8 protein-coding genes and 2 pseudogenes are annotated in these 7942 nt (G+C 58.1%); 9 read left to right on the top strand and 1 reads right to left on the bottom strand.

What is annotated here, in order from left to right:
* The 9 genes and pseudogenes from FD715_RS22565 to FD715_RS17700 form a co-directional block, all read left to right on the top strand.
* Positions 1 to 730: pseudogene (locus FD715_RS22565) on the top strand (hypothetical protein); the annotation flags it as partial.
* Positions 730 to 1578 (top strand): hypothetical protein, encoded by an 849-nt coding sequence (locus FD715_RS17735; RefSeq protein ID WP_147112946.1) that lies wholly within the window; start codon positions 730 to 732, stop codon positions 1576 to 1578. The pseudogene FD715_RS22565 and the gene FD715_RS17735, both read left to right, overlap by 1 nt.
* A gap of 43 nt (positions 1579 to 1621) precedes the next feature.
* On the top strand, positions 1622 to 1858 hold the full coding sequence (locus tag FD715_RS17730) for a hypothetical protein (RefSeq protein WP_147112943.1): 237 nt from the start codon (positions 1622 to 1624) through the stop codon (positions 1856 to 1858).
* Entirely contained in the window at positions 1851 to 2429 is a 579-nt protein-coding gene (locus tag FD715_RS17725) for a hypothetical protein (protein WP_147112940.1), read from the top strand. Before FD715_RS17730 ends, FD715_RS17725 begins: the two co-directional genes overlap by 8 nt.
* A gap of 3 nt (positions 2430 to 2432) precedes the next feature.
* Positions 2433 to 2726, top strand: coding sequence for a PAAR domain-containing protein (locus tag FD715_RS17720; RefSeq protein ID WP_147112937.1), 294 nt, complete (start codon positions 2433 to 2435; stop codon positions 2724 to 2726).
* The gene (locus FD715_RS17715; protein ID WP_147112934.1) at positions 2704 to 3273 is read left to right on the top strand and encodes a hypothetical protein; all 570 of its coding nucleotides are present in this window, start codon (positions 2704 to 2706) and stop codon (positions 3271 to 3273) included. Before FD715_RS17720 ends, FD715_RS17715 begins: the two co-directional genes overlap by 23 nt.
* Before the next feature lie 477 nt (positions 3274 to 3750).
* Positions 3751 to 3993: pseudogene (locus FD715_RS23100) on the top strand (GAD-like domain-containing protein); the annotation flags it as partial.
* A 507-nt stretch (positions 3994 to 4500) separates the two neighbouring features.
* Entirely contained in the window at positions 4501 to 5268 is a 768-nt protein-coding gene (locus FD715_RS17705; protein WP_147112927.1) for a hypothetical protein, read from the top strand.
* A 699-nt stretch (positions 5269 to 5967) separates the two neighbouring features.
* On the top strand, positions 5968 to 6591 hold the full coding sequence (locus FD715_RS17700) for a LysE family translocator (protein WP_147112924.1): 624 nt from the start codon (positions 5968 to 5970) through the stop codon (positions 6589 to 6591).
* A 10-nt stretch (positions 6592 to 6601) separates the two neighbouring features.
* Here the strand turns inward: FD715_RS17700 and FD715_RS17695 are convergent, their stop codons facing one another.
* The gene (locus tag FD715_RS17695; protein ID WP_189799535.1) at positions 6602 to 7942 is read right to left on the bottom strand and encodes an FAD-binding oxidoreductase; all 1341 of its coding nucleotides are present in this window, start codon (positions 7940 to 7942) and stop codon (positions 6602 to 6604) included.

The raw sequence follows: 7942 nt of genomic DNA, 5'->3' as shown, positions 1-7942 counted from the left end.
GCGGTCAACGTTCAGGACGAATACGCATAAGGGGCAAGGCTTCAATGAATTGAGGTTTGAGGACGAGAATGGGAAAGAGGAAGTCTACATCCACGCCCAGAAGGACCGCAACGAAAAGACCAGAAACAACCATTCCGAGCGCATTGATTCCAATTGGCTACAGTCCGTGGGTTTCGATAAATCCATTGTGGTCGAAAATGACCACGATGAGATTATCGGTGGAAATATGACGCTCAATGTCGGCAGTGGTGCCGCCTCGTCGACACTGCAAAAGAATCTATCGCGGTTTACCCAAGGGATTGGCGGGCTCGCCAGTGCATTGGGTTTTGGTAAGTTGCCCGGCCTTGGTCGCGGCAATCTTGTGATCCACACAGAGCGCAATCGAGTAGATACGATCGGACTGACCCATACAGAAGCGGTCGGTGTTGCAAAGACCATAATGTCGGGTGGCCGCGTCTATGTTCAGGCAGGATCACAGGTGGATGTGCACAGCGAGCGTATCACCGAGATCGACAGTTCCGGCACCACGTCCGTCAGCGCAGGCGAACGGGTGACGATCAACTGCGGCGCATCGCGCCTCACCATGGAACCGGATGGCACAATCCACGTGCACGGCGAGACGGTAAATTTCACCGCCAACAAGTCCATGCATCTCAGTGCAGGCGAGAGCATGGTTGTCAAATCCGGTAAAACAATGGTGATCAAATCCGAGAAAGTGAACATTAACTGATGACCCACGGTATTACATATGCGGGAGAGATTGGCCGCGTCGGAGCCGGTAGAGATCCGCAAGAAGTTGTCGAACTCGTGTGTACTGATCCGCGCTTCATTGAAGCCGCTTCTGCGAAAAAGCCCAACTTTCTGGTCCGTCTTTTCAATGGTGCCATGAGTTTTCCGCGCGATTGGTGGTATGGGACGACATTCCTGTCCATGCGGTTCGGCTTGTTTGGCGCTGAAGGGCAAGCGGCAACACAAGCGTCCGCCAGCACGATCACCAGGCTCTTGGCGTACGGGCTCAACAATCCACCCCTGCTTGGCAGAACCATTTCCGTCGTCATGGGACATCTGCGCCATTATCCTGAATTCTGGGCGCGATCCGGCACACAATTGGCTGTCGGGTATACGATAAGCGCCGCGCTGGGACCTGCCGTGGGTATTGCCGCGGGCGCAATCAATTTCTTTTTGGCAACCACTGGCGCCGTCGTACGCGCCGTTGATAACGGGGCGGACTCCCTTGCCGAGATTATCGTTGCCGCGACACTCGGATACAGCGACCCCGAACTGTCCCGCATCGTCGCCCAAGAGGTTGCCCTGCCATCACCCGAAGACGGAGACTACAGCCTGGACGATGAAGAAGAGGACTACATCGTCGAAGTTTTGCGCGGTGTGCTTTACTGTGTACGCAACCCGGGAGAATTCATGAACACCGATGAACGCCGGGCTGTAATGGTTCCAGTCGGGCGGGTGTCCTCTGCGCGTCCGCGCGGTGTCATGGGGAATATTCCGGTGGGCTACGAAACGAATGCGCTGGATGTCATCGCAGAAGAAGCCGCGCGATTAAGGGGCGAGTTCCCATGATGACCTTGGGTCCAAATCGCCATGTATTAGCTCGGGAGGCGCCATGATGGGAAAGGCCATGCTTCGCCTTCTTGATCAGATTGTCTATTTCATTGCATGCATCGCTGCGGGTTTCTTGGCGTTCTTTTTCGGCGGACTGTTTTTCGACGGCACAGAAAACCAAGCGATTTGGATCTCTGCCTTGGCAGCACTCTACTTTTTGAATGCCTTCCTGCTCGGTTGGTTGTGGTGGCGATTCAGTCCGCTGAGTTCGCGCAGACTAAGGAAACAGGATGACTGAACAGTACGAAGAGGGTGCATTGGTTGTCGGCACAGAGATGACGTTGCCTTATCTTTGGACGTCTTTGCATTTGAATGCGCGCATGGAACAGCAACTTGCGGACAAGCCGCAGTTCGCCCGGGAGGGAAAGAGGTTTTCCAGAGAGATCGAAGCGCTTCTCAAAGCGTTGCAGGACGTAGAAGCAGAGCGATGGCTTGCGCTATGCAGAGCTTCGGGCATGACAATTTTCGGAGTGATCGGTTTGTCGTGGTGCTCCGGTGCGACACGCGAGATGCTTTGGTCTGCCTGGGACGCATGCCCCTACGACATCCAGCCCCAACCTGGCTCCGAACGTCCGCTGCATTTCTTGCATCCCGCATTCAAACCTAACTTCGCCCGCCTCTCCGAGATTATTGCAGCATGCGGCAACGACGACCGTCATGCGTGCTTTGCCATCGCGGCATTGGCCGACCGTCCGCTCGAAATAGATACGGATCTCAAAGAGTTTGAACTGGGCTACTCGACTGAGTTAAGGTCCCTGGTTCAGCACCGCCACCTTGACCAAACCAATACACATAGTGAGCACGACTAAGCCATGCCTGCGACCTCTCGCAAATCCGACACCTGCTCTGGTCACGGTTGCTTTCCAAGCTCTTCGGCGATCGGAGGGAGCCCTGATGTTGAAATAAACGGCATTCCTGCTCTACGCCAGGGTGATGCAGTCGCCCCACATGGCTGCGGGAAATGCAAACCCCACGGGCGGTCCGTCTCAGGTGGGTCTCCCACCGTCTTCGTGAACGGCAGACCGCTGGCCCGCGTCGGGGACAGCATTGATTGCGGCGGCTCGGTTGCGGCCGGGTCCGGCGATGTCTTTGCCGATGATGGCTGAGCCCGTCGAAAACGAAACGGCTACAGCGGCTACCCTGTCTTTGCCCGCAACCTGGGTTGGCCTGCATGCCTCCCACGAGGCATGGATATATGCGACTCCGGATGATCGCGGGCGGATCGACGACAGCGATCTGTCGATCCTGCGCAGTCTGGCAGAGATCCCCGCCGCGCGTTGGTCCTCTCTGTGCAGTGCAGCGGGCTGGACGCCTTTAGGTGCCGCGGCAATGTCTTGGTGTGAAGGTGCGACGCTTCGGGAGGTGCGCGAAGCCTGGGAAACGGTCGAACCTCTGCTGACGGTTGACGAGATCACTTGCCGCCCCGCACGGCTTCTCAATCCTGCCCTGCTGCCCGAGACTACGACGCATGGCATGCGGAAACTCTCTTCGATGGTGGTGGCCGGAGACGACAACAATCTCCAGATTAGTCTTCAGATTGCCCATCATCCTGCAAAGCTGATGGTCGACCTCTCAAAGGATATTCTAAGCGGTGCTGATCCAAGCTTAGCCGAGCACATCAGATATGCGACCGAGTTGAACGCTCAAGCGTGAGCATACCTAACGCATAATACAACTAGTGAAGCATTCTAAAAACCATCGTTTGCCAACAGCAGGCGAAGCCACCGAAGCCATTGAAATAGTTCAATGAGACATGCTCTCAGAGAAAGCCTGGCTGAATTTTGGCGTGGTTTCGGGCTGATCGAGGTAAGCACACGTCGTTGCAGTGCGCAGCAGCGATTCCTAACTGGGGGCGACCGACTGGAGCGCCCTAACGCCCATGCCGCACGGCTGCAAGCCAATGGGTGCCCGCGCATAATGCCTGACTGCGTATATGCGAGGGGCGGGAAACAGGCCCCGATAGCCAAGTTTGGGAGAGCCACAATGACCGACGGCGTTGATTTCAGTCACATGAATCTGGACGACTACGGTCCAACGGATCATGAACGCCCTTTCGATGACATTCTCGATGTACTAGGTCCATTGATATATTCGGAAAAGGTGAGCCGAAATTAAGCAGAACGATATCGTGGCCGCCTGCCGGATGGACTGCTCGACTTCTGGCTCAAGAATGGTCGCGGGGCTTTGCTGCAGGGCTACGCTTGGCTGTGTGATCTAAAGCTATTGCGGCCTGTCGTCGAAGCAGTTTTCGAAGATGATCCGGAGTACGACGCGGCTGATTATGACTGTCATATGTATTCCTATGAGGGCTTTATTGATGCCTGGAGCCGCAAGGATCAGCACTGCACGATCGATTTGACGGCGTTTGATTGAGTACAAGTGTTTGTGCATGGACCCGGTCCGCTCAGGAATCTGCAGTATGGCAGCATGCCGCCCGACTTGTTCATCGCTCACGCTATTCGTACGCAAGGCCGGTCTTTGTGCCTGGACATGGATCAGGACTATACTAACTAACGCGTCCTGACTTCTGCGTCGAACCGGCTTGGTCGGTTGGAGCCCGTTGAATTTTTGCTTTTTCCCGTCCCGTCAGATGGGCGGTGAAGGTTATCCTGAGGACATGCAGAAAGCGCCCATCATGGAACACCTCTTGTTCCATGCGGCACTTGGTCCGGCAACCCTAGTGGGAAGGGAGCCAATTGACAGGACAGACCTCCGTCGCCCCGTCCCTATCCGAAAAATGGGCCCAAAAAGCTAAATCGAGGGCTTTGCACGCCATCGGTCTGTTCATGAAGCAATAGGTGCAGCAATTGCACAATACAACGGTCGATATTGGGCATTAGACCGGTTTATTCCTTAGAGCCGTGGAACCAGGTAGATGCTGTGACAGATGTGCCTTTGATCCAAGCTGCTGCAGCGGCGACGCCACAACAGTTTGCTTTGGCTCTTTCAGATCCGTCCTTTGGTGGCGAGCCGTTCACGATCCTGCTGACATATGACGGTGACTTGGAACAGCCTTGGTCTCGATTTGATATTCCGCGCTTTATCTCGGCCGTGGCTGTCCGCGACCCCGAAGATGCGCTTCGGCCGACCGACTGCGGATACGTGTTGCTAAGTGAAAACGGCGACCTGTACTTCGTCGGCGACGCGCTGGAGGGCGGGATTGTGCACAATGCCATTCCCGGTACTCAAACAGAGAAAGGGACAGTGTCTACAAGTTTAGGAACGCTTGTTCTGCATGCAGAGCACGCTGTCGTTGCAGGCGCTTCTGACGTGCGACTGTATGATGGAAAAAACTGGCGCGAGGTGACGCCTGACGCGGGAACCGATGATCTACATGGAGCGCCAATATGGGCATGCTTTCCTTCATCTGATGATAAAACACTGCTCTTTTCGATCAGCCGCCCATCATTGGACCGGATTTGGCTTCAGCCTGGCGATCCCGAATGGCGCGAGGATATGAGCGCTGAAGACCGACTGGAGATAGAACAGCGCGGCCAGACTGCGTTCACGACACTGCAGCCGCAGATAACAGCGGGATATCTCGACACGACTGGAGCTTGGCACCCTCTGCCAACAGAACCACGTGCGATGCCCCAGGCCTCTTACGCTGACGATGCAACAACATGGCTTGTCGGCGCTAAGGCATGATCCTGCGCGGAAGCCCGACCCTAGCATTTGAAGACGTATCGTTCGTCGGTAACCGAAACACGTTTTTGACAGGTATTGCGCACCTTGACGGCCGGATCATCCTTTCCAGTGATCGGTCTATTCATACATTCGATGGGCATATCCTTGGAGCTTTTGAGCCAAAGGTGCGGCTTCTCTCGCCTCCGCTGACTGTATCTCCGTTACACGTTAGCACGCGCGACAATGTTCTTATGCTGTTTGACGCAAACCGCCGGGTCCTTCTTTTCTGTGATGGGGCGTGGACGGAAGTCCCCGTTCCCAAAGAGCTGTTGCAATTGAGATCGCACTCTGTGCGCGAAGGGGGTTCGATCAGAGCCCCCAAAAAACTATCGCCACTAACAGTCGGTAAAACTGGCTTCAGCTTCGTGTTGTTTTAGGCGGACCAAAGTAACCCGACATCGACGCAGGTCGCATCATAGATTGAATTCGGCTCAAAGCTGCATCGAACACACTTCGCAAAGCTGCGACCGACCTTTTTTGCGCTGTGCAGCAGAGCACAGCGCTCGAGGAAAACTGGCTCCACCCCGACTACGAAGCCGAACCCATGTTCGGATCGCTTGCAATGCGCACCCTGCGGCAAGTGTTCGTGGTGGGCCAATTGTGCAAGCGACGACCTCCAATGGCGTTTACGAAGATGACCCCACAACTTAGGCTGTGCCCATGACCGACATCAATCTGCCTCTGATCCTGCTGGCCGCGCTGTTGGCCAGTGCCAGCCCCGGCCCCGCCACCCTGACCATCGCAGGCACGTCCATGGCGTCGGGGCGTCGGTCCGGCCTGGCCGTTGCCTCGGGCGTCACCACGGGATCGTTCATGTGGTCCGTCTCCGCTGCGTTCGGTCTGGGCGCGATCATGCTCGCCAATGTTTGGCTGTTCGAGATCGTGCGTTACGCCGGGGCCACTTATCTGGGGTGGCTCGCGATCAAGTCGGCGCGCTCGGCCTGGTTGGGCGCGGCGCTCAAGATGCCTCCGGTCACGGCGCGGTCGGTACGTGGGCACTATGCCAAAGGGCTCGCGCTGCACCTGACCAATCCCAAAGCAATCCTCTTTTTCGGGGCGCTTTATTCCGTGGGCGTGCCGCCCGGGACGCCGGTGACGTCGCTGATCACTATCATTCTGGCCGTGGGGGCACTGAGTTTTACCGTGTTCCACGGCTATGCGCTGATCTTCTCCAGTGCGCCGCTGACCCGCGCGTATGCTCGCGCCAAACGCGGGTTCGAGACGGTCTTTGCCCTGTTCTTTGGCGCGGCTGCGCTGCGGATCCTGACGGCGCGGCTCGTCTGATCGCGCCGCGTCACAGCTCTGCGCCTGCCTTGTGCTCCTGCCACCTGAGAAAGGCGTTAGCCGCGGGCTTGGCCAGCACATCGGGCGGCAACCGTATCGGATCCGGTGCAGCGAGCGCGCGGTCCAGACGCTCCGACCGGGTGCCGGTGGCCAGTTCTGCGGCCAGAATGCCCGACAGGGTACCACGCGCGGTGCCAAGCCCGTTCTGGCAGCACGCGACATAGAGACCATCGTCAAGCACGCGCACAACGCTCACGTTGTTGCGGCTGAGGCACAAACGCCCGCCCCAACGGTAATGCATCCTGACCTCGGGCAGCATCGGGAAGCGGGCGCGAAAGGCGCGGTCGTGGTCGCGCGCGACTCTGGCGATCCGGCGGTCGCTGACCTCAAGCGTCGGGTCAAAGGTGAAGCGGTTGCGCACGATGATCCGGTCGCCGCCGGGCGCTTGGACCCGCCGCACGGTCGTACCCATCGGATCCGCCGGGGTAAGGCCCCAGACCGCCTGCCCGCCCAGCGACGCGCTTTCCTGCGCTGTCAGTGGCCGCGTCATGGAGGCGTAGGTAAAGACGTGCATGAGCCGGTTCTTGAGGTAACCAAAGCTGTTGAGATGGCCGTTGACCGCAAGGATGACCTTGGGCGCGATGACAGATCCGCCGGGTGTCGTCGCCGTCCAGTTGCCGGTCCGGTTGAGCGCGGTGACGGGGCTGTTCTCAAAAATCTGGACACGGTTTGAGGCAAGGCCCCGCGCCACTCCGCGCACGAAAGCGGCGGGTTGGATCATGGCCGTGCCTGCGGTGTAAAGACCGCTGCAGTAGTAATCGGTGCCGGTGAGTGCGCACATATCGGTCCGGTCGAGCCAGGTGTGATCCTCGCCCATGGCAGAGAGGTGCACAGCGTGGTCGCGGTTGTGCCGGTCGCCCTTATCCGTGGCCGCCGCATTGACCTTGCCGCTTTGACAAAACACGTCGGGCCCGAGGCCGAAATCTGTGGCCATTTGGGTGGCAAAGCGGATCGCATGCCGGTTGTCGGCAGTCAGCGACTTATCCGCCTCAAGCGCGCCACCGTAGTCGGCGGATGACAGATCGTGCGGCAAGTCGATCATGAAGCCGGAGTTGCGCCCCGCAGGCCCTTCGGCGACTCGCCGCGCCTCGAGCACGACAACGCGGTCGGTCGGACACAGCTGTGACAGGCGCCGCGCGGCGGCCAGACCCGCAAAGCCTGCACCAATGACCAGCCAGTCGGCGGTCACATCCCCTGACAACGGGCGCGCTGGCTCTGCTGGCGGCAGCAAGCTGTTCCAGGCGGCCGGGCCGGGATCCACGGGCAGCTTGCTGACCTTGATCGCGGCCAT

Source organism: Tateyamaria sp. syn59 (assembly GCF_007995245.1).
In the GTDB taxonomy this organism is placed as follows: Bacteria; Pseudomonadota; Alphaproteobacteria; order Rhodobacterales; family Rhodobacteraceae; genus Tateyamaria.
The sequence above is the reverse complement of the archived record's forward strand: the minus strand, read 5'-3'. Positions and strand labels throughout refer to the sequence as shown.